Genomic DNA, 26,677 nt, shown 5'->3' on the forward strand with positions numbered 1-26,677 from the left:
ACTGACCGTTCATGAAGAATGTTTATTTCCTTTCCGATGCTCATCTGGGGTCGCGTGCGATTGAACACGGCCGGACACACGAGCGTCGGTTGGTGAACTTTCTAGAGAGTATAAAGCATAAAGCCTCGGCTGTTTATCTACTGGGGGATATGTTCGATTTCTGGTACGAATTTCGCTTGGTAGTTCCTAAAGGGTATACCCGCTTCTTGGGTAAACTCTCCGAACTGACTGATCTTGGCGTAGAGGTGCATTTCTTTACGGGTAATCACGACTTGTGGTGTGGTGATTATCTGGCCACAGAGTGTGGGGTGACCATTCATCGTGAGCCGTTGACGATCGAGCTTCAAGGTCAGGAGTTTTATTTAGCCCATGGTGATGGGTTGGGCGATCCGGACAAGAAATTTAAACTGTTGCGTCGAATGTTTCACAGTGCCACTCTGCAACGTCTATTCTCAGCCTTACATCCTCGTTGGAGTGTGGAGCTCGGCTTGTCCTGGGCCAAACAAAGTCGCCTAAAACGGATCGATGGAAAGGATCCGGAGTATATGGGCGAACATAAAGAATATTTGGTTCTTTATGCTAAAGACTATTTAAAGAATCACCCCAGCATCAACTTTTTTATGTTTGGGCATCGACACATCGAACTCGATCTGATGTTGTCGTCAACATCCCGTGTGCTGATTTTAGGCGATTGGATCAACTTCTTCACTTATGCTGTTTTTGATGGTGAGCACCTTTTCCTTGAGTCTTTTATTGAGGGGGAGACGGTACCGTGCTAAACAGAAAGATAGGGCCGATTTAAACCTCCGTGAGTTATTAACAATGTTATTAACAGGTTAAATCGTTGTTAGCTAGATTTTTGGTTTCTTTCGATTAAAACAATTTACCGACTTATTCACTGACTTCTTCGTTGGTTGATAAGCCGATTCATTTCTCCCCATAGATGTTTTTATGAGATTTATCTGCAACGCTACCACCTAGTCTCTCTAATAGCTTGATTACGAGTTGGTAATAAGGGTTGCAGATGGTGTTGCAGATCATATTGCAGATCAAAGATCTGCCACCGATATATGGTTCTCATAAGGTAATTCGGAGTACTCTTTTTGTTGTCTATTTTTATTTTTATTCCTAGTTGAAAATTATTTTCAGACGAAAGCGGATTTATTTCCAAATTCGGGAACTGAGAGATTCACCTTTGAAACTTTAGTTTTCCTTGTTTGAAACTTCGTTTTCGGTTGTATGAGACTAAAGTGTCCTACAATGCAACTTTTTGTTTCACCCTTTGAAACTGATCGCGCTATTATTGGGGATTAATTTGCGCCCATATTTCCTTTGATTTTTCCTTTGCTCTTGCTTCGTTTGTATGAATGCCTAAAGATCTTATTTGACTTTAGATAATTTGTAATGTCCTCTTTTTTTGATTTTTGAGAGGGCGGTCGTAGAACTAAAAAAAGGAAGACTTCATTTAAGTCTTCCTTTTCATTTATCGATCGTTAGGGTCTATTATTTGTATTGACCGGCTTTAGCAATACGCTTGGGGATGTCGGTGTTATCCATTTTACCAATGAATAATTCGGCACCTTTACCAACAGCGTATACCGGAACATATCCGGCTGAGTGGCTTCCACTAGCCCAGCTTACCATGGCGATTTCATTCAACACTTCTTTAGCACGAGCTGCCATTGGCTCACTCTTGGCATATAAGCTTTCTGAAAGTTCGACTTTATTCTTGACAAACGATTTTTCATATTCGTCGTGAAGCTTCTTCTCTTGTTCCCAAGTTACAGGAACCTCTTTCCAGAATCCCATAGTCTCGCCCAAGAAGGTTTTCATCTCTTCCCAAGTCACTTTGTTGCCTTTTGAACGACGTAGCTTACTGATCTCAGCCGATAGCTCGTCGACCGAATGTTTCTGATATTGAAGTACTTTTAGGTTTAAAGCGTAGTCGCCTGTGCCTAAAGCGATGCCCCCTGTTTCATGGTCGGCTGTGACAACAATCAGAGTTTCTTTAGGGTGCTTTTTGTAGAATTCATAGGCTATTTTGATGGCGTTGTCCATGTCGACTACTTCATTGAACACTGTAGCCGCGTCATTGCCGTGGCAAGCCCAGTCTATTTTACCCCCTTCTACCATGAGGAAGAATCCGTTGTTTTTTCCTTTGGTTAAGAAGTTGATGGCGCTCTCGGTGATTTGTTCCAAGGTTAAATCGTCACTCTTTCGGTCGATTGCATAAGGAAGGGCGTATACTGATTTATCCTCTTTTTGCATTAAGATCATCTTTTGGGCTTTCCCGGCTTTTGCTTTGTAGTCTGCATGACCACGTGAGAGGGTGTAGCCTGCTTTTTCGAAGATTGGGAAAATGCTTGGTGCTTCTTTCTTTGCGCTAGTGGTAGTGGGGCTTACAAATCCTGCTCCGGCATAAAAATCGAAATTGGCTTTCGGTAGATCGAGTGCGATCTCGTAAGCCATTCCGCGATCCGCCTGATGGGCGTAAAAAGCGGCCGGTGTGGCGTGGTCGATACTTACAGAAGTCGCAACGCCGACTTTTTTCCCCGATTTATGTGCCTTCTCGGCAACACTCTCGAGTGCGTTCTTGTCTACGCCAACTCCGATGGCATGGTTGTAAGTCTTTGTTCCGGTTGCTAGCGCCGTACCCGCAGCTGCCGAGTCGGTGACTGAATTGGTCTTGGAGAAAGTCGTGGCCATACCGGCTATTGGAAATTGAGTGAAGAGTAGGGGCAGAGTGCCGATTTGACCGTTCTGTTGTTCGGCTCTATACATTTCAGTACCATTGACTTGGTTGACTCCCATTCCATCCCCGATAAAATAAAATACATACTTCGCTTGCCCATTTGCCGCGATAGAAATCAGGACAAAAAGGAGGGCATAAATCATTCGTCTCATTGTTTATCTATTTTTTTGTTGTTTAGATTTTAAACACAAAGATAATAGTTAAACGGTAAGGTGGCGAGGAATGAACTAAGAATTAAAAAAAATAGAGTTTTTTTAATACCTATGTTTCAAAAAAAAGACAGCCCATTAATATGGGCTGTCTTTGTATGTGTGATGGAAATCTTATATTAAGCTTTCACACGGCCAACGTATGAACCGTCGCGTGTGTCGATTTCGATAGTCTCGCCTTCGTTGATGAATAACGGAACACGCACTGTTGCACCTGATTCAACGGTAGCCGGCTTCAAGGTGTTAGTTGCAGTATCGCCTCTTAAACCTGGTTCTGTGTAAGTAATCTTCATCTGTACTTTAACTGGCATATCAGCGTAAAGAACAGTTTCTGTTGAAGAGTCAGACACCACTTCCAATACCATTCCTTCAAGAAGAAAATCGACACCGTTGATCAAATCGTGAGCGATAGGGTGTTGATCGAATGTTTCTTGATTCATGAAGATGTAGTCTTCACCTTCTTTATATAGGAATTGGTATGGGCGGCGTTCTACACGTACATCTTCCAACTTCTCACCGATGTTGAAACGACGTTCGAGAACGTATCCGCTAATAACGTCTTTCAATTTGGTACGCATAAATGTGTTACCTTTTCCCGGTTTTACATGAAGGAATTCGATACAGAAATAGAGCTTTCCGTCCATACGGATGCAAGTTCCGTTTTTGATGTCTTGTGAATTAATCATATTGCGATGTTATTTTTATTTATATAGTTATTTCCTTTTCTCTGCTTTTCCGATTGCAAAAGTAATTTAATTCGTTAGAAATCACAAAATCTTTTGAGCAAAAATGAGTTATCTCTTGGTTTATTTAAAAAAAGTGCCTATTTTTGCAGCCCGATTACGTAGAATAATAACATAAAACAGTATACAGTAATGAAAAGAACATTTCAACCCTCTAACAGAAAGAGAAAGAACAAACACGGTTTCCGTGAGAGAATGGCTACAGCTAACGGCCGCAGAGTATTGGCATCTCGTCGTGCTAAAGGCAGAAAGAAACTGACTGTTTCTGACGAATACAATGGCAAAAAAGCCTAGTAATTAGCGTTTGTTTTAAACAACATAAAAAAAGCAGAGCATGCATTGGCTCTGCTTTTTTTGTTTCTATCACAACCCCCTTTAACTAAGAGGGAAGAGATAGGTATTTTCAATGAAATTATAGTATCTTTGAGGCGAATAAACTTGAGAGCATATGACTATAAAAGATTTCTTTTCGATTAAGACTAATAAGTTTTTCTGGGTAAATATTGCGGCAATGATTGTAGTCGCCGGTATTTTGTTGTTTGTAACGTTGAAAATACTCGACGTTTATACCCGTCACGGTGAAGCCGTGGCAGTGCCCGATGTTAAAGGTCTAAAGATGGAAGAGGTCGTCAAAATATTCCGTAACCAGGGTCTGGAGTGCGTGGTGTCTGATTCGGCTTATGTCAAGAATAAAGCCGCAGGCGTGGTGCTGGAGATGACTCCTGAAGCCGGACAGAAGGTGAAAGAAGGACGTATGATTTATCTGACCATTAATGCCATGAATGTGCCGTTGAAAGTGGTTCCTGATGTGGGCGATAATAGCTCATTCCGTGAAGCTGAAGCTAAATTGTTGGCTCTAGGTTTCAAGTTAGGACCGACTGAATTGGTCAACGGTGAGCAGGATTGGGTGTATGGTGTGAAATATAGAGGACGCCAGTTGATCACCGGCGATAAGGTGCCGGCTGGAGCGACTTTGGTGTTGATGGTTGGTGATGGTACCGGTGAAAAGTCTGCCAGTGAAGATTCGTTGGCGATCGACGAGACCGAAGGAGCGGTAGAACAACCGACTTCAACAACGACTAAAAATACAGAAGAAGAGAATTGGTTTTAATTTTTTTCATGAGTAAGCAGGATTGACGAATGATTGAAGAGTTTTCTGACGATATAGATAATGAGATTGACGAAATAGAACCGCTGAACGACAACGGCGAACTTTATGAACATTTTCGCGTTGTTGTAGATAAGGGACAATCGATGGTGCGGGTGGATAAATATTTGTTCGAACGGATCATTAATGCTTCCCGAAATCGGATTCAAAAAGCGGCAGATGGAGGGTTTGTCATGGCGAATGGCAAACCGGTGAAGAGTAGCTATAAGGTGAAGCCGTGTGATGTGATCACGGTGATGATGGATCGTCCACGCTATGAGAATGAGATTATTCCGGAGGACATTCCTCTGAATATTGTCTATGAGGATGATACGTTGATGGTGGTGAATAAACCGGCGGGACTAGTGGTGCATCCCGGACATGGGAACTATCACGGGACGTTGGTCAATGCGTTAGCTTGGCACCTGAAAGAGGTACCCGGTTATGATGCGAATGATCCGCATGTGGGACTAGTGCATCGTATCGATAAAGATACTTCCGGTTTATTGGTGATTGCCAAAACGCCGGATGCGAAGACTCATCTGGGACTTCAGTTCTTTAATAAGACCACGAAGCGCCAATACCGTGCTTTGGTTTGGGGAACAGTTGAACAGGATGAAGGAACCATTGTCGGGAATATTGCCCGTAACCCTAAAGACCGAATGCAGATGGCGGTGATGAGCGACCCAGAAGTTGGTAAGCCTGCCGTTACGCACTATCGGGTGTTGGAACGCTTGGGTTATGTGACTTTAGTTGAATGTCGTCTGGAAACCGGACGTACGCATCAGATTAGGGTGCACATGAAGCATATCGGCCATGTGTTGTTCAATGATGAACGCTATGGTGGACACGAAATTCTTAAAGGAACTCATTTTAGTAAATATAAACAATTTGTGAATAACTGCTTTGCGACTTGTCCGCGACAAGCCTTACATGCGATGACATTGGGCTTTGTGCATCCGGTTACCGGGAAGGAAATGTTTTTTACTTCTGAGATGCCTGATGATATGACACAGTTGATCGAGAAGTGGAGGGGTTATATTAGTAATCGAGATTTAGAATGAAACGCATTATTGCTATTGTAGCCGGAGGGGACACCTCTGAGTTTCATGTTTCCCTGCGTAGTGCACAGGGAATTTATTCCTTCATTGATAAGGATAAATATGAGTTGTATATTGTTGAGATGGAGGGCTTACGCTGGGAGGTAGAACTTCCGGATGGTGGCAAGGCTCCAATCGACCGAAACGACTTCAGTTTTGTGTGTAATGGACGAAAGGTCGTGTTCGACTTTGCTTATATTACCATACACGGAACGCCGGGGGAGGATGGACGATTACAGGGCTATTTCGACCTGTTACGTATTCCATATTCTTGCTGTGGCGTTTTACCGGCGGCTATTACATACGATAAGTTCGCTTGTAATCAGTACCTCAAGGCCTTTGGTATTCGCATCGCGGAATCACTGATGCTACGTCGCGGACAATCGGCTACCGATGACCAGGTGGTGGAAACCGTGGGCTTACCTTGTTTCATCAAGCCGAGTCTTGGCGGATCGAGCTTTGGGGTGACTAAGGTTAAGGAGCGCACAGCGATCCAACCGGCTATTCACAAAGCGTTCGAAGAAGCCGATGAGGTGATCGTTGAAGCTTTTATGGATGGCATGGAACTGACCTGCGGTTGCTATAAGACGAAGGATAAAGCGGTACTTTTCCCGCCAACGGAAGTGGTGACGCATAATGAGTTTTTTGATTATGACGCTAAATATAATGGAGAGGTTGATGAAATCACCCCGGCTCGTATTTCTCCGGAATTGACGCAACGGGTACAGGCTTTGACTTCTGCCATTTATGATATATTGGGCTGTTCGGGTATTATCCGTGTGGATTATATCGTGACAGCCGGTGAGAAAATAAATCTTCTTGAAGTGAACACAACTCCGGGAATGACGGCTACTAGCTTTATCCCGCAACAAGTGAGAGCGGCTGGTCTGGATATTCAGGAGGTGATGACCGATATCATTGAGAATAAGTTTAATTAAGAGGTTGTAAGAATGACTAGTACTGAATTTGACGAGATTCGTCCTTATCATGATGAGGAGCTTCCTCAAGTCTTTGAGGAATTGATCGCTGATCCGGCATTTCAAGAGGCGTCTCGTGTCGTGATGCCGGATGTTCCTTTTTCTGTTTTGGAGGGAATGATTAGATCGTGTAAAACTAAACTGGATTTTCAAAAGATGTTTTGCTATAGACTCTTATGGAAATTGGCCGGTGCACATACCGATGGATTGGATATGGCGTTCTCGCCCGATAATGATCTTTCGAAAGCATACACGTATATTTCTAATCATCGGGATATCATCTTGGATTCCGGGTTCCTTTCGATTTTATTGGTCGATAAGGGATTGGATACGGTGGAGATTGCGATTGGCGATAATCTGTTGATTTATCCTTGGATCAATAAACTGGTACGGGTGAATAAATCGTTTATTGTACAACGGGCATTGACGATGCGCCAGATGTTGGAATCATCGGCTCGGATGTCTCGTTATATGCATTTTACCATTGGCGAGAAGAAACAATCGATTTGGATCGCTCAACGTGAAGGACGCGCGAAAGACTCGAACGACCGTACGCAGGATAGCATCTTGAAGATGATCGCTATGGGAGGTACGGGTGACGTGGTCGACCGATTACTGGAAATGAATATTGCGCCGTTGGCGATCTCATATGAGTATGATCCTTGTGATTATCTTAAAGCTCAAGAGTTTCAGTTGAAACGCGACGTTGAGGGATACAAGAAGAGTACTCAGGATGATTTGATGAATATGGAAACGGGGCTGTTCGGCTATAAAGGACAGGTGCACTTTCAGGTGGCCACTTGCATTAATGACGAACTGGAGAAGATGGACCGATCGCTGTCGAAAGTCGATTTGTTTACACGTATCTCGACTCTGATCGACCGACGTATTCATGCAAATTATCGCATTTATCCGGGAAATTATGTGGCTTACGACTTACTGAACGGTGGGGCGACTTTTGCGGAGCATTACTCGGATGAGGAACAAACTAAATTTGAATCGTATCTGACTGGTCAGCTTGAGAAGATTGTCATTCCGAATAAGGATGAAGCTTTCTTACGCGAACGGTTGTTGACGATGTATGCTAATCCGTTAATCAATCATTTACAGGCTATTCAATGAGTAGAAAAGGGTCACTAGGCATATTGTTACTCTCTTTAATGATTTTAATGGGATGTAGCCGTAAGGAGGACTATGTGTATCCTCCGGTAGCGTTGGAATTTCTAACCGCTAAGGTTGGGAACGACGGACGGCTGAGCACGATTTTAACCGATCGGGGGGAACAATATGAGGTGACTGAGGATCGGACGGGTTTTCAAGGCGTGGCTGATAAAGAGGTGCGTATCATTGCGAACTATGAGGTGCTGCCCGACAATGGCGGAGCATCGGCTCGTGTATATGCTTTAAGAGAAACCCTTTCTTTGGATCCGGTATTAGCTTCGAGTTTGGAGAATGGAGTAAAAACGGACCCGGCAGAGGTGGTGAGCATTTGGACGGGACGGGAATACTTAAATATCATTCTCTCTTTAATGGCAAAGGATCGGATTCATCGGTTCCATTTTATTGAAGAACAAGTGAGTGAGGATGCCGATTCTCGAATGGTTAAAATCCTGCTCTACCATGATGCTGATGGCGATATGGAGGCCTTTTCTAAGCGGGCTTATCTTTCTATTCCGTTAAGAAAGTATTTGGTGGATATTGGTACTAAAAAACTGTTGGTGGGCTTTGAATATTATCGTCGGGATAGATCGGGTGCGCTTGTAAAGGAGAGCCGTTATGCAAACCCGGGGTTTGAATATATACCGAATAAGGATTGAGCTGTATTAAATAACGATCATAAACAGTGCTCCCCTCGTGATTTCATTTTACAGAAGTCGTGAGGGGAGCGTTGTTTTAAGACTATTTGAGCTCTTCTAAGAGTCGTTTAAGAACAACGGTTGCCGAGATCTCCCGATTGGCAGCTTGTGGGATGACAATCGACTGTGGGCTTTCGATGACATCATCGGTCACAATCATGTTTCGTCTCACGGGTAAGCAGTGCATGAAATAAGCCTCATTGGTCACCGCCATCTGTCGGTCGCTAACAGTCCAAGATCGATCGGACGATAGAACTTTCCCATAATGATCGCCTTGATAGGCCGCCCAGTTCTTGGCATAAATGAAATCTGCGCCTTCGAAGGCTTTCATCTGATCATATTCAATTCGAGCGTTACCGGCAAACATGGGATCGAGTTCGTAACCTTCCGGATGGGTAATCACAAAGTCGTAGTCGGTAGCATTCATCCATTCTGCAAAAGAATTAGGCACGGCTTGTGGCAATGCTTTAGGATGTGGAGCCCAGGTGAGTACGACTTTAGGGCGAGCTGTTTTTTTATACTCTTCAATGGTGATGAGGTCGGCGAAACTCTGAAGGGGGTGACGAGTTGCAGCTTCCATCGAGAAGACGGGACGTCCGGAGTATTGAATGAATTGGTTAATAATCACTTCTTGATAATCGTACTCACGGCTTTCGAAACGAGCGAATGAACGAACGCCGATCACGTCGCAATAGCATCCCATCACAGGAATGGCCTCGAGGAGGTGTTCGGGTTTGTCTCCGTCCATGATGACTCCTCGCTCGGTCTCTAACTGCCATGCACCTTGATTAATGTCGAGTACAATGACATTCATTCCCAAATTTTGTGCAGCCTTTTGGGTGCTTAATCTGGTACGCAAACTCGAGTTGAAGAAGATCATCATCAACGTTTTGTTACGTCCGAGTTCGACGTATTTGAAGCGATCGTTCTTAATCTCAAAGGCATCGGCAAGGGCTGTTTGTAGATTGCCGATATCTTGTACGCATGTAAATTTCTTCATAATTTTCGAGTTATGATGTTTTTTGAATTAATTTCTGATTTGTCCGTTTCCTTCTATAATCCATTTATAGGAGGTCAGCTCTTCGAGTCCCATAGGGCCTCGGGCATGTAGCTTTTGAGTGCTGATACCAATCTCTGCTCCTAGACCGAACTGGGCTCCATCGGTAAAGGCGGTAGAAACATTGGTGTATACGCAAGCTGCATCTACGGCTCTCATAAAACGGTTGGCTGTGGCCTGATCCTCGGTGAGGATACATTCGCTATGCTTCGAGCTGTAGCGACGGATGTGATCTAGCGCTTCGTCCAATCCGGATACGGTTTTAATAGCCATCTTGTAGTCCAGAAACTCTGTGCCGAAATGTTCTGAAGTGGCTTCTTGCAGAAGGTTGGTCGGATAGTGGTCAGCTAACTGTTGATAAGCTTCAGAATCGGCGTAGATGAACACGTTTTTTTCTTGTAGCGGCGCACAAAGCTGTGGAAGATCACTTAATCGTTTCTTATGAATAATGAGGCAGTCGAGTGCATTGCAAACACTGACCCGACGGGTTTTTGCATTGGCGATGATCGCGGTTCCTTTGGCGAGGTCACCTTGTTCGTCAAAGTAGGTATGGCAAATTCCTGCCCCTGTCTCAATGACCGGGATGATGGAATGTTCGCGAACGAACTGGATCAGTTGACTGCTTCCTCTAGGTATGATGAGGTCTACTTTCCCGGTGGCTCGTAATAACGCTTCTGTGGCTAAACGGTCGGAAGGGAGTAGCTCCACAATGCTGGGATCGACGGCATGTTTTGTGAGAACGTCGTGGATCAAGGCGATGATGGCGCGATTGGAATGTTCGGCGTCGCTTCCTCCTTTCAGTATGCAGGCGTTTCCGCTTTTTAAGCAAAGAGCAAAAACATCGAAACTGACATTCGGGCGAGCTTCATAGATGATACCGATCACACCAAACGGAACGGTGACTTGCTTTAAACGCATCCCATTGGGGCGAGTCTCCTCTTTTAGGACTCGATCTAATGGATTGGGTAGTGAAGCGACGTGACGCAAGCCATTTGCAATCTCTTTGAGTCGCTCTTCCGTTAACTTTAATCGATCGTACTTGGGGTTCGTGCGCTCCATCTGTTTGAGGTCCTTCTCATTCTCTGATAGGAGGTTTGAGAGGCTGGCTTCTGTACGGTCGGCTATGGCATGCAAGATTGTTCGAATCTGTTGATCGCTTAAATCAATCAAGGTTCGACTGGCGACTTGTACCTTTTCAAATATAGAGTTTAACTGAGTTTCCATGATCAGTGATAAATAAAAAATGAAAGTTGTAAATACAAAAATAATGAAATCTGCTTGAAAAAGCGGATCTCATTATAGATAATTGTTTCTAAGGCTTTTAAAAACGTTAAAAGCTGATACTTATACTGTTTCTATTCAATATAGAGGTAGTCGTAGTGGATAATGGCTTTCTTTCCGCGTTTCCCAATCACCTTTTTGGCTTGCTCGGAACTGCAGTCCACTTTTCCCACTCCGATGGGTTCATTGTTGAAGTTGATGATGCGAACAATATCGTCTTTCTCAAATTCTCCTTCAATACGCGTAATGCCTATGGGAAGTATGCTTATCGCTTTGTTCGGATCGGTGATAATGTTTGTGGCTTCTTCGTTGATGTAAATTCGTCCTTTCGCAAAGCCGTCACTATGTGCAATCCATTTCTTGATGTTCGATACCGGGTGATCGGAAGGTTGGAAGTGGGTGCAGATGGTGTTTTCTGGGTGGTTGAGCAGATCCGTCAAGATGTGTTCACGTTTTCCATTGGCGACGATCACCGCAATACCTTCGTCGGCCACTTTCCCTGCAATGCGGGTTTTAGTCAGCATGCCTCCTCGTCCGAATGAGGATTTGTTGGTCTGGATATAAGCGGTTAGGTCTTCTCCGGGTTTGATGGTTCGGATGACTTGACTATTTGGGTCGGCGGGCGTCCCATTATATATGCCGTCAATGTTGCTTAGAATGATCAGGAGTTGGGCATTCATCATAGAAGCGATAAGTCCCGAGAGTTCGTCGTTGTCGGTAAACATGAGCTCACTGATCGAAATGGTGTCGTTCTCATTGATGATCGGGATGACGCCATTGGCTAGCATGACCGACATGCAGTTCTTCTGGGTGAGGTAGTGTTGGCGGGTGCTAAAATTTTCTTTTGTGGTGAGGACTTGCCCAACCGGAATGCCATATTCTCTGAACAGTTCGTAATAGCGATTGATCAGTTTGACCTGCCCGATGGCAGAGAACAATTGGCGTTGGTCCACATGGTCGAGTTTTGTGGTTTGTTGCATTTCACTCCGTCCGGATGCAACGGCACCTGATGAGATCAATAAGACTTCTATACCTTTACGATGGAGTGCGGCAATCTGATCGACAAGTGCCGACATACGCGTGATGTCTAGCGTACCGTCTTGACGAGTCAGTACATTGCTACCAATCTTTATGGTGATACGTGTAAAAGATGAATTCATTGTTTTATCAATTAGATTGGCAAATATACAAAATTGTTTATATGAAGTCTGATAATTGGATTAATAGTTGTCTCTTGTCTATAAATTGGGCTCGTTTTGTGATAAAAAAACATCAGATCACTCCATGGGATTGGGATGACCTGATCATTGTTGATGTTCCGCTTCTTGGATGAAAATTATTCAGTATCCTTTTCGCTTATGATTTTTTTGGCCTCTTCATAATCTTCTTCTGTAACTAAAAGGGATACAGCCGGCGCAATATATGGGGCTAAGGTGCCTAAGATGCCATCTTTTACTACCGAACGTATACCATTACTCTCTAACAACCCTTTAATGATCTCGGCTTCCCATGAGGAACCGGAAAATACTTCTACGGATTTTGATTGATCGGTCTTATTCATAATTTATTGTATTAAAATGTTAGTCTTTATATAACAGAACTTGATGCGACTTTGTTGAGTCTACTTATTCGAGTGTGATGCGTTCTACGGTGATCGATTCGTTTAAGAAGGTGGAGGCAGACTCGATAAATTTATCCTCCGACTCTGTGGTTAAGAATCGGCATTGTCCCCCTTGCGTGCATCGTTCTTTTATCTCAGGGTGACGAGCCAGATAGTCTTCCAGGCTATGGGCCACGTATTCACCTTGTGCTATAATTGCGACGTCGTTTGGAACGTATCTTCGAATTTTGGGCAATAGCAAAGGGTAGTGTGTGCAACCTAAAATGATCGTATCAATTTTAGGATCTCTACTTAGCAATTGGTGGATATGTTTTTGAATAAAATAATCAGCTCCTTCGTGTTCGGCTTCATTGTTCTCAACTAAAGGGACCCACATTGGACAAGCCTCGCCGGTTATTTCCATTTGGGGGTAAAGCTTTTTAATCTCTAATGGATAGGAGTCAGATTTAATGGTACCGGAGGTTGCCAATACACCGACATGCCCACTTTGAGTGATCTGTCCGATACACTCTACGGTTGGACGGATAACACCTAACACGCGTCGTTGGGGATCAAGCTCTGGTAGATTATTCATTTGTATGCTTCGCAACGCTTTTGCTGAAGCTGTGTTACAGGCTAAGATGACTAGATGGCATCCCATCTCGAAGAGCTTTTTCACAGCTTGAAGGGTGAACTCATAGACGACCTCGAACGAGCGTGTGCCATATGGGGTACGGGCATTGTCTCCTAAATAGATATAATCATATTGTGGTAATGTTTCTCTAATCTTGCTGAGAATGGTTAGTCCTCCATATCCGGAGTCGAATACTCCGATGGGACCTGGCTGCTGAGGTAACCTTTTATTTGCTGTCATAATACCTAGTTTGAATACTGCAAACTTAGATAAAAAAAATGAAATACGGCCGATTACTGTAAAACAAATAGATGGGCTGTAAATAAAAAAAGGATAAAGAAAAAAATTTCTTTATCCTTTTGTGTATAAGGTTATCTCTTGTATTCCTTTTTATTTAATACCGAGATGAGTTTTTACCTTTGTAGTTAGGTTGATGCTTAGTGCTTCGTTGATGTAAGGAATCTGAGTTCTTGCTAAGTCGAAAATGTAAACAACACCTTCTGCAGCTCCTACAGCTTTGATCGCATCGTCCAACTTCTTATAGATAGGAGCCATCATTTCTCCTTGTGCTTTCTGCATACCTTGAGAAGCCTCTTGTTGGAATTGCTCTTGTCTTTGAGCCATGTCCTGCAATTCTTTTTGTCTTCTTTCTGCAATGTTAGCTGGCAATGAATCTTTCGCCATTGCTTGTTGGAATTCTTGATATTTTTTATTGAATTCACCTTGAGTTCTTTCTAGTTCGGCAGTGTATTTCTTTTCCAAAGCCTGAAGATCTGCAATAGCCTTAGTATATTCCGGCATTACCGTAATAATTTCTTGGGCATTGATATGACCAAATTTAAGATTTTGTGCAAAGGCTCCTACTGGAAGTGCAAACAAAATGATCAGCGCAATTTTTTTAAGCATAGTTTTATAATTTAATTTTTAAAGATTACTGTTTAATGGTTCTCATGTGCAAATGTAGGAAATTAATTTGAATATCCTAGTTTTGCTAAAACTTCATTGCTGATGTCTATTTTAGGAGAGGCAAAGATAATGCTCGAAGCTGATGCTCTATCAAGAACGATGCTGTAGTTGTATTGCTCAGACAGTTGTTTTACGACTGCATAAATATTGTCTTGAATGGGTTGCATAAGCTTTTCACGCATCTTGACTAGTTCGCCTTCCGGTCCGAAATATTGTTTTTTTAGTTCTGCAGCTTCTTTCTCTTTAGCTACAATTTGATCTTCTTTTTGTGTCTTTTGTACAGCCGAGAACTTTGAAGCTTGTGCTTGATAATCTTTAAATAGAACTTGCGCTTCTTTGATGACGGCTTCGACTTTGTTTTGATACTCTTTTGTTGCTTTCTGAATTTCTTCATTTGCTTGATTATACTCTGGAATGTTATTTAAAATATATTCCATATCAATCAGTGCAAATTTCTGTGCATTAGATGTTAAACTCACTGTGAATAAAAGCAATAAACTAAAAATAACTTTTTTCATAATCATCTTGCTTTAGGTAAAACATTCTAGAATTCTTGTCCTAAGATAAAGTGGAACTGACTTCCGCTTTGGCTTTTTGAACCGTTTATTTTGTCAAATCCGTAAGCCCAGTCGATACCCATCATACCAATCATTGGTAAGAAGATACGGACACCAACACCAGCTGAGCGTTTAAGTTCGAATGGATTGAATTTACTAATATCATGCCAAGCATTACCTGCTTCAAGGAATCCCAATACATAAATGTTGGTACTAGTTTCTAGCATCAATGGATAACGAAGCTCTAATCCTAAACGGGCATATGCATAGCCTTCTTGTCCGTATGGGGTTAATGCGCTATTCTCATATCCACGTAAAGCAATACTTTCCGTTGCATAACTTGAGTAGCCAGTCATACCATCTCCTCCAACGTCGAATGTGCCAAATGGCGACTTTTTGTATTTGTTATAATGTCCGACTAAACCAAGGTCCGTACGAGTCATTAATACGAGACATTTTGGATGAGCAACCATATCCATTAATGGAGTATAGGTTTTAGCCTTGAATTTCCATTTGTGATATTCGATAAATCGATGGAGACGGTTCATATTATCTTGTGTGATCGATCCATCTTCATTATAATAACCTTTATAATCTTTGCCGTCAAATAATGAGTATGGTGGGGTGAACTGTACTGACAAGGAGATATCCGATCCTGATCTTGGGAAGATCGGGTTGTCTATAGAGTTTCGAGCTAAAGTTAAACTGAAATTTAAGTCGTTACAATTACCATTGGTTACCGGGAAATATTTCCAATCTTTTAGCATATAGCGTTGGAATGACAATTCAGTTGATAAAGTGAAATAGTCGTCCGGCCAGTTCAAACGTTTACCCCAACCAATTGACAATCCCCACATCTTGATGGACTTGTCAGGGTCGTAGTAATTCTCATAGTTGTTGTAATTGCCGTAGTTGTACATTCCATATCCTCCATATCCGCTATACATGCTATTATAGTAGTTATTAAAGTAATTAGAATTGTAGTATTGGCTACTAATATCTGTTTGAACGGAATAGAATGCTGATACAGAGAATGAGTTCGGGCGTTTTCCTCCAAACCAAGGGTCAAAGAATGAAATGCTATAAGATTGATAGTATTTAGCATTGGTTTGTCCGCTAATGGTTAGAGTCTGACCGTCACCTTGTGGTAAGATGCCACGATAGTTTTCACCTGGGTGTAGCAAGTTGGCTACAGAAAAGTTTGTAAACTTTAAGCTTAACTTACCAATGATACCGGTTTGTCCCCATCCTGCTGAGAATTCGACTTGGTCATTCGCTTTTGAGGTTAATGGTAGGCTAATATCTACTGTACCATTGTTTGGATCCGGTTGGATATCCGGTTGTATCTTTTCTGGGTCAAAGTGTCCCATTTGTTGGATTTCACGCATAGAACGCATAAGGTCTTCTTTACTGAAGAGTTGTCCGGGGCGTATTCTTAACTCACGGCGAATGACGTTCTCGTACAATCGATCATTTCCGCTAATATTAATCTTATTGATTGTGGCTTGTCTGCCCTCAAAGATTCTCATCTCAAGGTCAATAGAGTCTCCTACGATATTTACCTCAACTGGATCTAGGTTGTAGAATAGGTAACCATTATTGTAATAAAGGTTACCGATAGCATCATCGTCGGTGGTGATGCGATCATTCAGTAGCTTTTGATTATAAACATCACCTTTCTTCATGCGAAGCATATAGTCTAGCTGTTCTGATGGATAGAGCGTATTTCCTACCCAGGTGACATTGCGTAAGTAATATTTCTGTCCTTCGTCTATTTTCATATAGATATCGATTGACTTCTCGTCGTATTGTGAGATGCTGTCTTTTAAGATTACAGCATCGCGATATCCAAGTTCATTATATTTATCTATAATCAATTGCTTATCGGCATCGAAGTTCTCAGTGACGAATTTCTTTGCACGGAAGATATTGACCAATTTGTTTTTTTCGTTGGTCTTTTTCATCACTCGTTTTAACTTAGAAGTTTTAATGGCTTGATTGCCATCAATGGTGATTTGATGGACTTTAATCTTTTCTTTTTTATCAATGTCTACATCTACTATCACTTGATTCTCATTGTTAGGATCATCCTTCTGAGAAATAATAACGTCTGCATTTTTAAAGCCTTTATCGTCAAAGTATCTTTTGATCAGTGTTTTGGAACGATCGATGGTGTTAGGTGTTATTTGCATTCCTTTTACCATCCCAAGTTTATTTTCCAGGTCCGTCCGCTCTGACTTCTTTATCCCATGATAACGTACCTCAGAAATTCTAGGGCGTTGAGTCAGATTGATCTTTAACCATATCTTAGTGCCTTCTATTTTCTCAGCAGTAATCTGTACATTAGAAAACAATCCATGTCTCCAATATCGTTTGATGGCACCTGTAATCTCATCTCCTGGTACTGAAATTGTTTGCCCTACAGATAGGCCTGACAATCCAATGAGTACATAGTCTTCATAGTTTTTTACGCCTTCTACTTTGATATCTGCAATTTCATATTTTCGAGGAGTTCCCGAATATAAAATTACTGGCTTGTCTTTTTCTGTATTGTCCTCTTGTGCTATGCTTGGAGTGCTGAATGCAAAGAGACAAATTAGTGATGCGAATATAAAGTTAATACGGTTATGCATTTATGTTATATATTAGATGTTGAGTTTTTAACTTACTTGTTCACTAGTTTTTCCAAATCGGCGTTCTCTGGCTTGATAATCAGCTATTGCTTTCAATAGCTCTTCTTTATCAAAATCCGGCCAAAAAGTCTCGCAGAAATAGAGTTCTGAATAAGCTGCTTGCCATAACAAATAATTGCTTAGGCGTATTTCACCGCCGGTACGGATCAATAAATCCGGATCGGACATGAAATGTGTCGACAAATGCGCTTTTACACAATTGTCGGTGATGGCTTCAGGTTCCAGTTCTCCTGTTTTGACTTTTGTTGCAATCTGGCGCACAGCTTCCGTGATTTCCCAATGAGAAGAGTAACTAAGGGCTAAAACCAAACACATACCTGTGTTACCTTTAGTATTGTTTATGCAACTGTCTAAGCGCTGCTGTACATTGATTGGTAATTTTTTAATATCTCCAATCACTCGAAAGCTAATATTATTCTTTATAAATGTTTCTTCTTCTATTGAATCGAGTAGGAGGTTCATTAGCGCTTCTATCTCATCCGACGGACGGTTCCAATTTTCTGTTGAGAACGTATATAATGTTAAATATTTAACGCCGAGGTTTGCAGCCTCTTCTGCGATCGTGTGAACGGTCTGAGCACCGGCTTGGTGTCCGTAACTTCGTTCATGGCCTCGCTGTTTTGCCCAACGCCCATTGCCATCCATTATGATGGCAATATGCTGAGGTATTCTGTTTTTATCTATTTGTTCTGTATAAGACATCTTTCTGAGATCCACTTGTTAGAACTTCGTTTATTGTCTGATGAATCCAAGTTTGTTGACTCTTCCTCTCCAAACCTCATTTAACGGTTGTCCAGTCATTAGCCAAATAAAGTGGTTGCGATCAACAACCATTGAATAGTCTGGTTTTACACTTTCTGGGGTTAACGTCCATTTAGGGAACAAAAATTTTTCAGTTACTTCATTCCAATATAAAAGAGTTGTTGACTCATAGAACGTTTCAAAACCTTTTCCAAAGATATAAAATTTATTATTATACTGCATTACAGAAGGACTTTCAAATTTGGGACAAGTCTTATTGCCGGAAATGCGCATCGGATACCAAGCCTTGCCGTTTTCTGAAGTCCAGACGATTGTTGTCGTGTCATTCTCTAAACCGCTTCTGGTATTTCCGACTAGCGCGACATTAAGCGTTTTGGTCTTAGTCAAAAAGACATCTGATGAATAGTGATTGATTGGAAAGTCTTCCGGAACGCTTTCTCCCATCGATTCACTCCAAAGCGTCGCGGTTGAATTCGTTCTGTTAAATTTGAACGTTCCTTCTTCATTAATAATACCGGCGATACCCAGTTCTGCAGAACCTGAAGCCCCTTCTAAGATTGGGAAAATAGCAATAAGGCTGTTTACTTTATGTTGGCTTAATCCTTCATGTTTGCTCCAAACAAGTCCTGCTGCATCTGATTGATAAACTTCTCCTGTTTCAGTTACTGTATAGAGCTTTTCGCCAAAAGCAATGATCGATGATAGCTTAAAGTTGGTTGGCATACCTGTCAAGGATTGAGCTGTCCAAGTATGTCCATCAGAAATCATCGAACTGTAGATCTTTTGGTTATCTGAGGAAAAGATAATGATTTTATCATTTAGGATGATCGCTTTTTGAGGTCCGTTAATGGGAGCTACTGCCATAGGCGTTGTTCCCCAATTTAAAGAATCCGGATCTTGTTGGTGTACTCTAACGCTTATTCTATAATCTTTCTTGTTCTGCATATCAGGTGCCCATACTGTAATTTTCATGGGGGTTTCCATAGTACCTCTAAAATCGATAGAGTCGTTGATGTTTATAATGGAATCTCTTTGCCCATCACTGCTTTTTACTGTGATGACACTAGATGCAGTTGTTATTTTTTTAATTAAGATCCTATCAATAATAGTATCGGCGTGTGCCGGCATAGAGTCGATGTTGTAAATTTCGCCTTTTAATTGGTCGATCGTAAACTCATAAGAAACGTGATGTACGGAATCTAGTTCGAATCCTTTTATAGTAGCATCAGGACTATAGCTAATCTCGGTGTCATTATTAAGGCATGATGTCATGAATGCTGAGCTCATGAAAAGGCCGGCGATTAATGATAGAAATTTTATTCTCATTTTTAGATGATTGTGTGTTATTTACAAGTTGCAAAAATAGAAACAATTTTTCCTAAATAGAAGATTACTGTGAAGATTTATATAAAATTATAGATAATAATAGGGTTTTAAAACCACAAAATGCGTTTTTTGCCCTGTTTTATTCTCCATTGTTGTTATGAAAATGCCAGATCTCTCGCCCGAAGTAGGAATCAGTCGTTGCATCGGGGGCTTTAATCATTTCGGGTGACTTAACCCCGGAATGGAGCTTGATTGGCGATCGCTCTATATAAATTTCATCCCACAGATTGCTATCTATGAACGACTGCAGCAATTGGCTGCCTCCTTCAACAAATAGCGTTTGCAATTTTAATTGATAGAGATGGTGGATGACTTGTGGCAATACTAGTTTGGTATAATCCAACGTGATATAGGATGTTCTTGAGGTGTTAATGCCACTTGTTTGTTCTGTAAAAACAATTGTAGGTGTGGTGTCGTCAAATAGACTTAACGTTTTGGGAAGAGACAGATAACGATCGATCACAATGCGTGTCGGATTTTTCCCTGCCCAATGACGAACGGTGAGCTGAGGGTTGTCGAGTAAAGCCGTACGGGTACCTACCATGATGGCGGCTGATTCAGAGCGTTTTTTATGCACCAGCATTGCTGTTAGTGGAGATGATAAGATAACGGGTGATCCCTCTGTTCGATTGAGATCCATAAAATGATCTGCCGATTCGGCCCACTTTAACGTGATATAAGGACGTCTTAGGGTGTTGAAGGTGATGAATTCACGGATTAGTTCTTTGCATTCTTTTTCGAGAACTCCCACAATGACCTCTTTGCCTGCATCTTTAAGCTTTTTGATCCCTCTGCCAGCAACTTCCGGAAATGGATCCTGACAACCAATTACGATTCTCGGAATTCCCTTTTTTATAATTAAGTCAACGCAAGGCGGGGTTTTGCCGTAGTGAGAGCAAGGCTCTAAACTAACGTATATGGTCGATTGTTTTAATAAAGTCTGATCGGTGACTGAATTGATGGCATTAACCTCGGCATGTGCTTCGCCGTAATGCCTGTGATACCCTTCTCCGATTATGCGATCGTTGCAAACAATGACGGCGCCGACCATTGGGTTAGGTTCTACGAAACCTTTTCCATTGCGAGCCAGTTGTATGCACCGCTTCATATATTTTTCTTCTTTCATTCTTAGCCTTAGATTAATTCTTTCTATTTTTGCATGAAAAATTATAGATTATGCATCCTATATTATTACAGATTCGTCAGGCATTAGAGCCTTATTATTCATCTGCGGAGGTTAAAGCTTTATCAATGATGATTTGCTGTGACCGCTTTGGGTTGAATGCAACAGATCTTTATATGGGCAAAGATATTAAATTATCTGAAAGCGAATATGGGGAATTGGAAAACATTCTTTTGCGCTTGCAAAAAAAAGAGCCTATACAATATATCTTTGGGTCTGCAATGTTTGGTGGACGTCAGTTTAAAGTCACGCCTGATGTACTTATACCGCGCCCTGAAACTCACGAGCTAGTGAGCCTGATTGAACAAGAACATCCGGGTAACTCTCGGATTTTAGACATTGGTACTGGTAGCGGATGCATCGCTATTTCTTTAGATTTGGATTTACCGGGAGCGGAAGTGGAGGCTTGGGATATTTCAAATCAAGCTTTGGCTGTTGCTGAAGAGAATAATCAAGTGTTAGGTGGGCAAGTTCGATTTGTTTGTCAAGATGTGCTTCAGGCATTGCCTAGTGATCGACCCATATATCATGTTATAGTCAGTAATCCGCCCTATATTGCTGAAAGCGAGAGAGGAAATATGGAGGCTAATGTAACTGAATGGGAACCCAATGGAGCTCTGTTCGTCCCCGATAACGATCCTTTGATCTTTTATCGCACGATAGCGCAGTTGGGGCGATCTCTTTTAGTTGATGACGGAGAACTCTATTTTGAGATTAATCAAGTTTATGGAGAAGCTACGATTGAAATGTTGCGGCATTTTGAATATATTGATCTTCGTTTGATTAAAGACTTTTATGGAAATGATCGGATTGTTGTAGCAAAAAAATAGATCAGGTATGGAGATAACAGAAGAAAATGCATTGTGCAAGATAGCGGCCTATTGTTCGTCGGCTGAGCGTTGTAAAGCTGATGTACAGGAAAGACTTCAGCGCTGGGGGCTGCCTTACGACGGGGTACGACGTATTCTTGATTATTTAGTGAAAGAACGGTTCCTTGATGATGAACGCTATTGTCGCGCATTTGTAAATGATAAGTTTCGTTTTTCCAAGTGGGGGAAGCAAAAAATAGCTCAGGGACTTTATATGAAGAAGATTCCCTCAGAAATGGCTTGGCGGCATTTATCGGCACTCGACGAATCGGATTACTTAGAGGTGTTACGTTCCTTAATAACTAGTAAACGCAAAAGTATATCTGCTAAGGATGACTATGACTTAAACCAAAAACTAATACGTTTCGCTTTAAGTCGCGGTTTCGAATTCAAAGATATTAAGCGTTGTCTTGATGTTGAGGTCGACTACGATGAAGAGAATCTCTAAAAAATAAATAATTCCTTTTTTTATATTCTCGTACTATTTCCGTATTTTTGCAGCAAATCATTAATAGTTAGTTTGGTTATGAAAAACTTAGAGAGACTGTTTGCAGAGAAATTGTTGAAGATTAAGGCGATAAAGATCCAGCCGAATAATCCGTTTACTTGGGCGTCAGGATGGAAATCTCCATTCTACTGTGATAATCGTAAGACTCTGTCGTATCCTTCTCTTCGTAATTTTGTTAAGGTAGAAATAACACGTCTTATTTTAGAAGAATTTGGTGAGGTAGATGCCATCGCAGGTGTTGCTACAGGGGCTATTCCGCAAGGAGCATTGGTCGCTGATGCTTTAAATCTACCTTTTGTATATGTACGTTCTACTCCTAAAGATCATGGTTTAGAAAACCTTATTGAAGGTGAACTTCGCCCTGGTATGAAAGTTGTAGTGGTGGAAGACTTGATCTCTACTGGCGGAAGCAGTCTTAAGGCTGTAGAAGCGATTCGTCGTGATGGCTGTGATGTTATTGGTATGGTTGCTGCTTTCACTTATGGATTCCCGGTAGCAGAAAAGGCATTCAAGGATGCTAAAGTATCTTTGGTTACATTGACTAATTACGAGGCTGTGTTGGATGTAGCTCTTCGTACGGCATATATTGAAGAAGGAGATATTGCGACTTTAAATGAATGGCGTAAAGATCCTGCTCATTGGGATATTGATAAATAAGTAATATTTTTACAACTAGGTATAATGAAGAAGGGGTGTTTGGGCTGCTTGCAGTTCGAATAATCCTTCTTTTCATATAAAATCGATATGGTAAAGTTTGAAAGTAGCGTAAAAGTGATCCCTTTTAATCAAGAGCGTGTGTATGACAAGCTCTCTGATTTGAATAACCTAGAGTCGATAAAAGATCGGTTACCGCAAGATAAAATCAAGAATCTTAGCTTTGATTCTGATAGTTTGTCTATTAATGTGTCACCGGTAGGAGACTTGACTCTGAAAATTATTGAACGTGAATCCCCAAAGTGTATTAAGTTAGAAGCGGTTAAGTCGCCTCTGCCTTTTAATATGTGGATACAGTTGGTTCCGGCATCTGATGAAGAATGTAAGCTGAAGATTACTATCGGCGTTGAAGTTAATCCTTTTATGAAAGCGATGGTTCAGAAACCTCTTCAAGAAGGCCTTGAAAAGATGGCGGATATGCTTTCGATGATACAGTATTAATCGATAAGATCAATAATTATGGCACAGAAACTTTGGGAAAAATCTGTTCAAGTGAATCAAGATATTGAGAAATTTACGGTCGGCCGTGATCGTGAGATGGATCTTTATTTGGCGAAGCACGATGTACTAGGGTCTATGGCTCATATTACGATGCTGGAAAGTATCGGATTGCTGACTTCACTCGAGCTAGAACAATTACTCGCTGAAATGCGGGAGATATATGCTTCGGCTGAACGCGGTGAGTTTATAATTGAAGATGGGGTGGAAGATGTTCACTCGCAAGTCGAGTTAATGTTGACTCGCCGTCTGGGAGATGTCGGTAAGAAAATTCATAGCGGTCGTTCTCGTAATGATCAGGTTCTACTCGACCTTAAACTCTTTACGCGCACTCAGCTTAAAGAGGTTGCAGAGATGGTCGAGGATCTGTTTGCGGTGCTCATTAAGCAAAGTGAGGCTTATAAACAGGTGCTAATGCCGGGATATACGCATTTGCAAATAGCAATGCCTTCTTCGTTTGGTTTATGGTTTGGAGCTTATGCTGAAAGCTTGGTCGACGATATGTTATTTCTTCAAGCTGCATTTAAAATGTGTAACCGTAATCCTTTAGGCTCTGCCGCAGGATATGGCTCTTCTTTTCCTTTGAATCGAACGATGACGACCGAATTGTTAGGTTTTGACGGGTTAAATCATAATGTGGTTTACGCGCAGATGGGGCGTGGAAAGATGGAGCGTAATGTAGCCTTTGCTTTGGCTTCTATTGCCGGAACAATTTCTAAGCTCGCTTTTGATGCCTGTTTGTTCAATAGCCAGAACTTTGGATTTGTGAAGCTTCCTGATGAATGTACCACGGGTTCGAGTATTATGCCTCATAAGAAGAATCCCGATGTTTTTGAACTGACTCGTGCCAAATGTAATAAAATACAGTCGCTTCCTCAACAAATCATGATGATCGCGAATAATCTGCCTTCAGGTTACTTCCGTGATCTGCAAATCATCAAGGAAGTGTTCTTGCCCGCTTTTGATGAATTGAAAGATTGCTTGAACATGACGACCTATATTATGAATGAAATAAAGGTGAACGAGCATATACTTGATGATGACAAATACCTTCTGATCTTTAGTGTTGAAGAGGTCAACCGCTTGGCTCGTGAAGGAATGCCGTTCCGCGACGCTTATAAAAAAGTTGGACTTGATATTGAAGCCGGACAATTCACTCATAATAAAAAAGTAGATCATACTCACGAAGGTAGTATTGGTCGCTTGTGTAATGACCAGATTACGGCATTAATGCAAAAGACCGTTGATGGCTTTGCCTTTGATGAGATGGTTGCTGCTGAGAAGGCTTTACTTCTACGTTGAGCAGCCGTATAATATCCGAATGGCCCGATATTTTCTTTTCTGCTGATAAAGAGGATGTTGGGCTTTTTTGTCGACGAAAAATAAATTATTGCCGCATTTTTCTTTGAAAAAGTTTGGTGAAATGATACAAAGTCCTTATCTTTGCATCCGTTAAAAAAACGCGGAAATAGCTCAGTTGGTAGAGCATAACCTTGCCAAGGTTAGGGTCGCGAGTTCGAGTCTCGTTTTCCGCTCTTCTTTGAAAGGATGCTCGAATGGTGGAATCGGTAGACACGAGGGACTTAAAATCCCTTGGCTATTGCAGCTGTGGGGGTTCAAGTCCCCCTTCGAGTACAAAAAAGCGCTAATATCTTATTTTAAGATGATTAGCGCTTTTTTTATGTCTCCTTTTCTCTTAAATAGGATCAATTCAGGATCATACCGGATCATACCGAAATTCTGAGGGATTGTCCTGTTAAGCATAAATTTTAGATAGTCTGAATAAGAAGAATGCCACATCCCTGACTCCTCTGAGTTGTGCCCTGAACTGCTTTATTTTTGCATTAAAAGATTCGCTGGCCGCATTAGTTGCACGATTCTTGAAGAAAGCTACGATTCTTGTTATTGTAGCAAAAAATAAAGGTCCTGATTTGCAACCTTGTCGTACTAATGCGCCAGTTTGGTTAAGTTTGCGGCTGATATGTTGATTATGATATTTAGTACTAAGTGTATAGACTTAAATAACATGCTTCTTGTTTTAATATTCCTTATTGTGATGGACTTATCTTATACTTCATAAGTCCTAGTGTGACTGATTCCTAATCCTATGTTTCTTTGCTTGTAGCTTTCTATGAGTTTAAACTCTCTTTTGGAGTTTCTTGTTCTTGAATTAATCTCGTGATGTTTTCAAGAAAGCTATTTTTTTTAAAAAAAAGTCAAATTCTGTTTTATCAGAGTGTCTATTTAATTTTATCTCTTAAAGTAATCAAATAGTCTTTGGGTTGAGATAAGGTGAGAATAGATATCGATGTATTAATGTGCTTTACGAAAATAAAATAATTTAGAATGTTCCCCTATCTGGATTTTGGTCTAGAATACGATAAAGTTCTCATTTTCATCTTTACAATATTATTTATAAAAATTGAATTAATTATTATATTTTATAATAAAAAAAGATTACTTTTGCATCTGTTATTTATTTTAAAAATAAACCTTTATAGTTTGCTGATTATTTTTGATATTATACGAGATAATATGTTTTTTTATCTAAAAAGGATATATTTTAATTCAAATATTTATACTGATTATGAAAAACCTAAAGAATTTAGTTTTGTTTATGACTCTTGTCATAGTTTTATCTAGTTGTGCTTCTATTTTATCAAAAAGCACATACCCTATAACACTTAATACTTCTCCAGTTAGTGCTAAAGTTAAAATAACCAATAAGAAGGGAGAAACGGTATATGAAGGTAATACTCCTGCATTGGTTAAGTTGAAAGCTAGTTCTGGTTTCTTCTCGGGAGAAAATTATACATTAGTTTTTCAGCGTGACGGTTATGAAACAGTAACTCGCCAGATTAATTCAAAAATTGATGGTTGGTATTGGGGAAACATTTTGTTTGGTGGTCTCGTGGGTATGATTATTGTTGACCCGGCAACAGGTGCAATGTATAAACTTGATACTGAATCGATCGATGTTGGATTAGCAAAAACGGGTGAAACAGCAATTATTGATATTAACTCTTTGCCTAGTTCAATGAAAGATCACCTTGTCTTAATTAGCAAAGAAGACACTCAAAAGTCGAAATAGGCTTTTATTATAGCAGAAAATATTATTGACTGTCTTGTAAAGACAATTGGGGCTATGATAAAAATGAAATGATAAGTAATCCCTTTATTCTTGG

The 26,677-nt window shown here is 41.0% G+C and carries 26 protein-coding genes, 2 tRNA genes and 1 pseudogene; 15 read left to right on the forward strand and 14 right to left on the reverse strand.

What is annotated here, in order from left to right:
- The first annotated feature begins 11 nt into the window (after positions 1 to 11).
- Positions 12 to 779, forward strand: coding sequence for a UDP-2,3-diacylglucosamine diphosphatase (locus AC4PG5_RS11485; RefSeq protein ID WP_492029021.1), 768 nt, complete (start codon positions 12 to 14; stop codon positions 777 to 779).
- A gap of 724 nt (positions 780 to 1,503) precedes the next feature.
- On the opposite strand, the gene AC4PG5_RS11490 is transcribed toward AC4PG5_RS11485, so the two are convergent.
- Together AC4PG5_RS11490 and efp are read right to left on the reverse strand one after the other, a co-directional pair.
- Entirely contained in the window at positions 1,504 to 2,904 is a 1,401-nt protein-coding gene (locus tag AC4PG5_RS11490) for an alkaline phosphatase (RefSeq protein ID WP_492029022.1), read from the reverse strand.
- Positions 2,905 to 3,080: 176 nt separating this feature from the next.
- Positions 3,081 to 3,647, reverse strand: coding sequence for an elongation factor P (efp, locus tag AC4PG5_RS11495; protein ID WP_492029023.1), 567 nt, complete (start codon positions 3,645 to 3,647; stop codon positions 3,081 to 3,083).
- A gap of 189 nt (positions 3,648 to 3,836) precedes the next feature.
- Here efp and rpmH point away from each other — a divergent pair, with 189 nt between their 5' ends.
- The 6 genes from rpmH (at position 3,837) to AC4PG5_RS11525 (ending at position 8,745) form a co-directional block, all read left to right on the forward strand.
- Complete coding sequence (rpmH, locus tag AC4PG5_RS11500; RefSeq protein ID WP_492029024.1) at positions 3,837 to 3,998, forward strand: 50S ribosomal protein L34; 162 nt, start codon at positions 3,837 to 3,839, stop codon at positions 3,996 to 3,998.
- Between the two features lie 154 nt (positions 3,999 to 4,152).
- Positions 4,153 to 4,815, forward strand: coding sequence for a PASTA domain-containing protein (locus tag AC4PG5_RS11505; protein WP_492029025.1), 663 nt, complete (start codon positions 4,153 to 4,155; stop codon positions 4,813 to 4,815).
- Between the two features lie 29 nt (positions 4,816 to 4,844).
- Positions 4,845 to 5,915 (forward strand): RluA family pseudouridine synthase, encoded by a 1,071-nt coding sequence (locus tag AC4PG5_RS11510; RefSeq protein ID WP_492029026.1) that lies wholly within the window; start codon positions 4,845 to 4,847, stop codon positions 5,913 to 5,915.
- Positions 5,912 to 6,889, forward strand: coding sequence for a D-alanine--D-alanine ligase (locus AC4PG5_RS11515; protein ID WP_492029027.1), 978 nt, complete (start codon positions 5,912 to 5,914; stop codon positions 6,887 to 6,889). The genes AC4PG5_RS11510 and AC4PG5_RS11515 overlap by 4 nt, the downstream gene beginning before the upstream one ends.
- Before the next feature lie 12 nt (positions 6,890 to 6,901).
- On the forward strand, positions 6,902 to 8,050 hold the full coding sequence (locus tag AC4PG5_RS11520; RefSeq protein WP_492029028.1) for an acyltransferase: 1,149 nt from the start codon (positions 6,902 to 6,904) through the stop codon (positions 8,048 to 8,050).
- Entirely contained in the window at positions 8,047 to 8,745 is a 699-nt protein-coding gene (locus tag AC4PG5_RS11525; protein WP_492029029.1) for a NigD1/NigD2 family lipoprotein, read from the forward strand. The genes AC4PG5_RS11520 and AC4PG5_RS11525 overlap by 4 nt, the downstream gene beginning before the upstream one ends.
- Positions 8,746 to 8,827: 82 nt before the next feature.
- Here AC4PG5_RS11525 and AC4PG5_RS11530 read toward each other — a convergent pair whose 3' ends face one another.
- From AC4PG5_RS11530 to ribD, 11 genes are all read right to left on the reverse strand, one after another.
- On the reverse strand, positions 8,828 to 9,784 hold the full coding sequence (locus tag AC4PG5_RS11530) for a Rossmann-fold NAD(P)-binding domain-containing protein (RefSeq protein ID WP_492029030.1): 957 nt from the start codon (positions 9,782 to 9,784) through the stop codon (positions 8,828 to 8,830).
- A gap of 27 nt (positions 9,785 to 9,811) precedes the next feature.
- The gene (locus AC4PG5_RS11535) at positions 9,812 to 11,065 is read right to left on the reverse strand and encodes a glutamate-5-semialdehyde dehydrogenase (protein ID WP_492029031.1); all 1,254 of its coding nucleotides are present in this window, start codon (positions 11,063 to 11,065) and stop codon (positions 9,812 to 9,814) included.
- 131 nt (positions 11,066 to 11,196) lie between these two features.
- Positions 11,197 to 12,282 (reverse strand): glutamate 5-kinase, encoded by a 1,086-nt coding sequence (proB, locus tag AC4PG5_RS11540; RefSeq protein ID WP_492029032.1) that lies wholly within the window; start codon positions 12,280 to 12,282, stop codon positions 11,197 to 11,199.
- 176 nt (positions 12,283 to 12,458) lie between these two features.
- Positions 12,459 to 12,683, reverse strand: a complete 225-nt coding sequence (locus tag AC4PG5_RS11545; RefSeq protein WP_492029033.1) for a DUF2007-related protein — start codon at positions 12,681 to 12,683, stop codon at positions 12,459 to 12,461.
- A gap of 64 nt (positions 12,684 to 12,747) precedes the next feature.
- Positions 12,748 to 13,596, reverse strand: a complete 849-nt coding sequence (gene murI / locus AC4PG5_RS11550) for a glutamate racemase (protein WP_492029034.1) — start codon at positions 13,594 to 13,596, stop codon at positions 12,748 to 12,750.
- 150 nt (positions 13,597 to 13,746) lie between these two features.
- Entirely contained in the window at positions 13,747 to 14,262 is a 516-nt protein-coding gene (locus tag AC4PG5_RS11555; protein WP_492029035.1) for an OmpH/Skp family outer membrane protein, read from the reverse strand.
- Positions 14,263 to 14,324: 62 nt separating this feature from the next.
- Complete coding sequence (locus tag AC4PG5_RS11560) at positions 14,325 to 14,840, reverse strand: OmpH/Skp family outer membrane protein (protein WP_492029036.1); 516 nt, start codon at positions 14,838 to 14,840, stop codon at positions 14,325 to 14,327.
- A 26-nt stretch (positions 14,841 to 14,866) separates the two neighbouring features.
- Entirely contained in the window at positions 14,867 to 17,512 is a 2,646-nt protein-coding gene (locus tag AC4PG5_RS11565) for a BamA/OMP85 family outer membrane protein (protein WP_492029037.1), read from the reverse strand.
- A 27-nt stretch (positions 17,513 to 17,539) separates the two neighbouring features.
- The gene (locus AC4PG5_RS11570) at positions 17,540 to 18,274 is read right to left on the reverse strand and encodes an isoprenyl transferase (RefSeq protein ID WP_492029038.1); all 735 of its coding nucleotides are present in this window, start codon (positions 18,272 to 18,274) and stop codon (positions 17,540 to 17,542) included.
- Between the two features lie 30 nt (positions 18,275 to 18,304).
- Positions 18,305 to 19,660, reverse strand: coding sequence for a BamI family beta-barrel-assembly machinery protein (gene bamI / locus AC4PG5_RS11575; RefSeq protein WP_492029039.1), 1,356 nt, complete (start codon positions 19,658 to 19,660; stop codon positions 18,305 to 18,307).
- A gap of 139 nt (positions 19,661 to 19,799) precedes the next feature.
- Positions 19,800 to 20,846 carry a bifunctional diaminohydroxyphosphoribosylaminopyrimidine deaminase/5-amino-6-(5-phosphoribosylamino)uracil reductase RibD gene (ribD, locus tag AC4PG5_RS11580; RefSeq protein ID WP_492029040.1) on the reverse strand — a complete coding sequence of 349 codons (1,047 nt, stop codon included), beginning with the start codon at positions 20,844 to 20,846 and terminating at the stop codon, positions 19,800 to 19,802.
- A gap of 50 nt (positions 20,847 to 20,896) precedes the next feature.
- On the opposite strand from ribD, the gene prmC reads away from it, so the two are divergent.
- The 7 genes from prmC to AC4PG5_RS11615 all read left to right on the forward strand — a co-directional run bounded on the left by prmC (position 20,897) and on the right by AC4PG5_RS11615 (position 25,127).
- A complete protein-coding gene (gene prmC, locus AC4PG5_RS11585) occupies positions 20,897 to 21,733 on the forward strand; it encodes a peptide chain release factor N(5)-glutamine methyltransferase (protein WP_492029041.1) in 837 nt (278 codons plus the stop codon).
- Positions 21,734 to 21,740: 7 nt separating this feature from the next.
- Positions 21,741 to 22,220 carry a regulatory protein RecX gene (locus tag AC4PG5_RS11590; protein ID WP_492029042.1) on the forward strand — a complete coding sequence of 160 codons (480 nt, stop codon included), beginning with the start codon at positions 21,741 to 21,743 and terminating at the stop codon, positions 22,218 to 22,220.
- A gap of 78 nt (positions 22,221 to 22,298) precedes the next feature.
- The gene (gene pyrE / locus AC4PG5_RS11595; RefSeq protein ID WP_492029043.1) at positions 22,299 to 22,937 is read left to right on the forward strand and encodes an orotate phosphoribosyltransferase; all 639 of its coding nucleotides are present in this window, start codon (positions 22,299 to 22,301) and stop codon (positions 22,935 to 22,937) included.
- An 87-nt stretch (positions 22,938 to 23,024) separates the two neighbouring features.
- Positions 23,025 to 23,435 carry an SRPBCC family protein gene (locus tag AC4PG5_RS11600; RefSeq protein ID WP_492029044.1) on the forward strand — a complete coding sequence of 137 codons (411 nt, stop codon included), beginning with the start codon at positions 23,025 to 23,027 and terminating at the stop codon, positions 23,433 to 23,435.
- A gap of 18 nt (positions 23,436 to 23,453) precedes the next feature.
- Complete coding sequence (argH, locus tag AC4PG5_RS11605) at positions 23,454 to 24,794, forward strand: argininosuccinate lyase (RefSeq protein WP_492029045.1); 1,341 nt, start codon at positions 23,454 to 23,456, stop codon at positions 24,792 to 24,794.
- A gap of 160 nt (positions 24,795 to 24,954) precedes the next feature.
- Positions 24,955 to 25,027, forward strand: a tRNA-Gly gene (locus tag AC4PG5_RS11610).
- Positions 25,028 to 25,042: 15 nt separating this feature from the next.
- A tRNA-Leu gene (locus AC4PG5_RS11615) sits at positions 25,043 to 25,127 on the forward strand.
- Positions 25,128 to 25,248: 121 nt separating this feature from the next.
- On the opposite strand, the pseudogene AC4PG5_RS11620 reads toward AC4PG5_RS11615, so the two are convergent.
- A pseudogene (locus AC4PG5_RS11620) lies at positions 25,249 to 25,380 on the reverse strand (transposase); the annotation flags it as partial.
- 699 nt (positions 25,381 to 26,079) lie between these two features.
- Between AC4PG5_RS11620 and AC4PG5_RS11625 the strand changes: the two are divergent.
- Positions 26,080 to 26,583 (forward strand): hypothetical protein, encoded by a 504-nt coding sequence (locus tag AC4PG5_RS11625; protein ID WP_492029046.1) that lies wholly within the window; start codon positions 26,080 to 26,082, stop codon positions 26,581 to 26,583.
- Positions 26,584 to 26,677 lie beyond the last annotated feature (94 nt).

It is taken from the genome of Bacteroides sp. QWL-09 (genome assembly GCF_058683585.1).

Bases quoted from the DNA above. Each gene is read 5' to 3' on its own strand.
- AC4PG5_RS11485 (WP_492029021.1), top strand. From the start codon at position 12: ATGAAGAATGTTTATTTCCTTTCCGATGCTCATCTGGGGTCGCGTGCG.
- AC4PG5_RS11490 (WP_492029022.1), bottom strand. From the start codon at position 2,904: ATGAGACGAATGATTTATGCCCTCCTTTTTGTCCTGATTTCTATCGCG.
- efp (WP_492029023.1), bottom strand. From the start codon at position 3,647: ATGATTAATTCACAAGACATCAAAAACGGAACTTGCATCCGTATGGAC.
- rpmH (WP_492029024.1), top strand. From the start codon at position 3,837: ATGAAAAGAACATTTCAACCCTCTAACAGAAAGAGAAAGAACAAACAC.
- AC4PG5_RS11505 (WP_492029025.1), top strand. From the start codon at position 4,153: ATGACTATAAAAGATTTCTTTTCGATTAAGACTAATAAGTTTTTCTGG.
- AC4PG5_RS11510 (WP_492029026.1), top strand. From the start codon at position 4,845: ATGATTGAAGAGTTTTCTGACGATATAGATAATGAGATTGACGAAATA.
- AC4PG5_RS11515 (WP_492029027.1), top strand. From the start codon at position 5,912: ATGAAACGCATTATTGCTATTGTAGCCGGAGGGGACACCTCTGAGTTT.
- AC4PG5_RS11520 (WP_492029028.1), top strand. From the start codon at position 6,902: ATGACTAGTACTGAATTTGACGAGATTCGTCCTTATCATGATGAGGAG.
- AC4PG5_RS11525 (WP_492029029.1), top strand. From the start codon at position 8,047: ATGAGTAGAAAAGGGTCACTAGGCATATTGTTACTCTCTTTAATGATT.
- AC4PG5_RS11530 (WP_492029030.1), bottom strand. From the start codon at position 9,784: ATGAAGAAATTTACATGCGTACAAGATATCGGCAATCTACAAACAGCC.
- AC4PG5_RS11535 (WP_492029031.1), bottom strand. From the start codon at position 11,065: ATGGAAACTCAGTTAAACTCTATATTTGAAAAGGTACAAGTCGCCAGT.
- proB (WP_492029032.1), bottom strand. From the start codon at position 12,282: ATGAATTCATCTTTTACACGTATCACCATAAAGATTGGTAGCAATGTA.
- AC4PG5_RS11545 (WP_492029033.1), bottom strand. From the start codon at position 12,683: ATGAATAAGACCGATCAATCAAAATCCGTAGAAGTATTTTCCGGTTCC.
- murI (WP_492029034.1), bottom strand. From the start codon at position 13,596: ATGACAGCAAATAAAAGGTTACCTCAGCAGCCAGGTCCCATCGGAGTA.
- AC4PG5_RS11555 (WP_492029035.1), bottom strand. From the start codon at position 14,262: ATGCTTAAAAAAATTGCGCTGATCATTTTGTTTGCACTTCCAGTAGGA.
- AC4PG5_RS11560 (WP_492029036.1), bottom strand. From the start codon at position 14,840: ATGAAAAAAGTTATTTTTAGTTTATTGCTTTTATTCACAGTGAGTTTA.
- AC4PG5_RS11565 (WP_492029037.1), bottom strand. From the start codon at position 17,512: ATGCATAACCGTATTAACTTTATATTCGCATCACTAATTTGTCTCTTT.
- AC4PG5_RS11570 (WP_492029038.1), bottom strand. From the start codon at position 18,274: ATGTCTTATACAGAACAAATAGATAAAAACAGAATACCTCAGCATATT.
- bamI (WP_492029039.1), bottom strand. From the start codon at position 19,660: ATGAGAATAAAATTTCTATCATTAATCGCCGGCCTTTTCATGAGCTCA.
- ribD (WP_492029040.1), bottom strand. From the start codon at position 20,846: ATGAAAGAAGAAAAATATATGAAGCGGTGCATACAACTGGCTCGCAAT.
- prmC (WP_492029041.1), top strand. From the start codon at position 20,897: ATGCATCCTATATTATTACAGATTCGTCAGGCATTAGAGCCTTATTAT.
- AC4PG5_RS11590 (WP_492029042.1), top strand. From the start codon at position 21,741: ATGGAGATAACAGAAGAAAATGCATTGTGCAAGATAGCGGCCTATTGT.
- pyrE (WP_492029043.1), top strand. From the start codon at position 22,299: ATGAAAAACTTAGAGAGACTGTTTGCAGAGAAATTGTTGAAGATTAAG.
- AC4PG5_RS11600 (WP_492029044.1), top strand. From the start codon at position 23,025: ATGGTAAAGTTTGAAAGTAGCGTAAAAGTGATCCCTTTTAATCAAGAG.
- argH (WP_492029045.1), top strand. From the start codon at position 23,454: ATGGCACAGAAACTTTGGGAAAAATCTGTTCAAGTGAATCAAGATATT.
- AC4PG5_RS11625 (WP_492029046.1), top strand. From the start codon at position 26,080: ATGAAAAACCTAAAGAATTTAGTTTTGTTTATGACTCTTGTCATAGTT.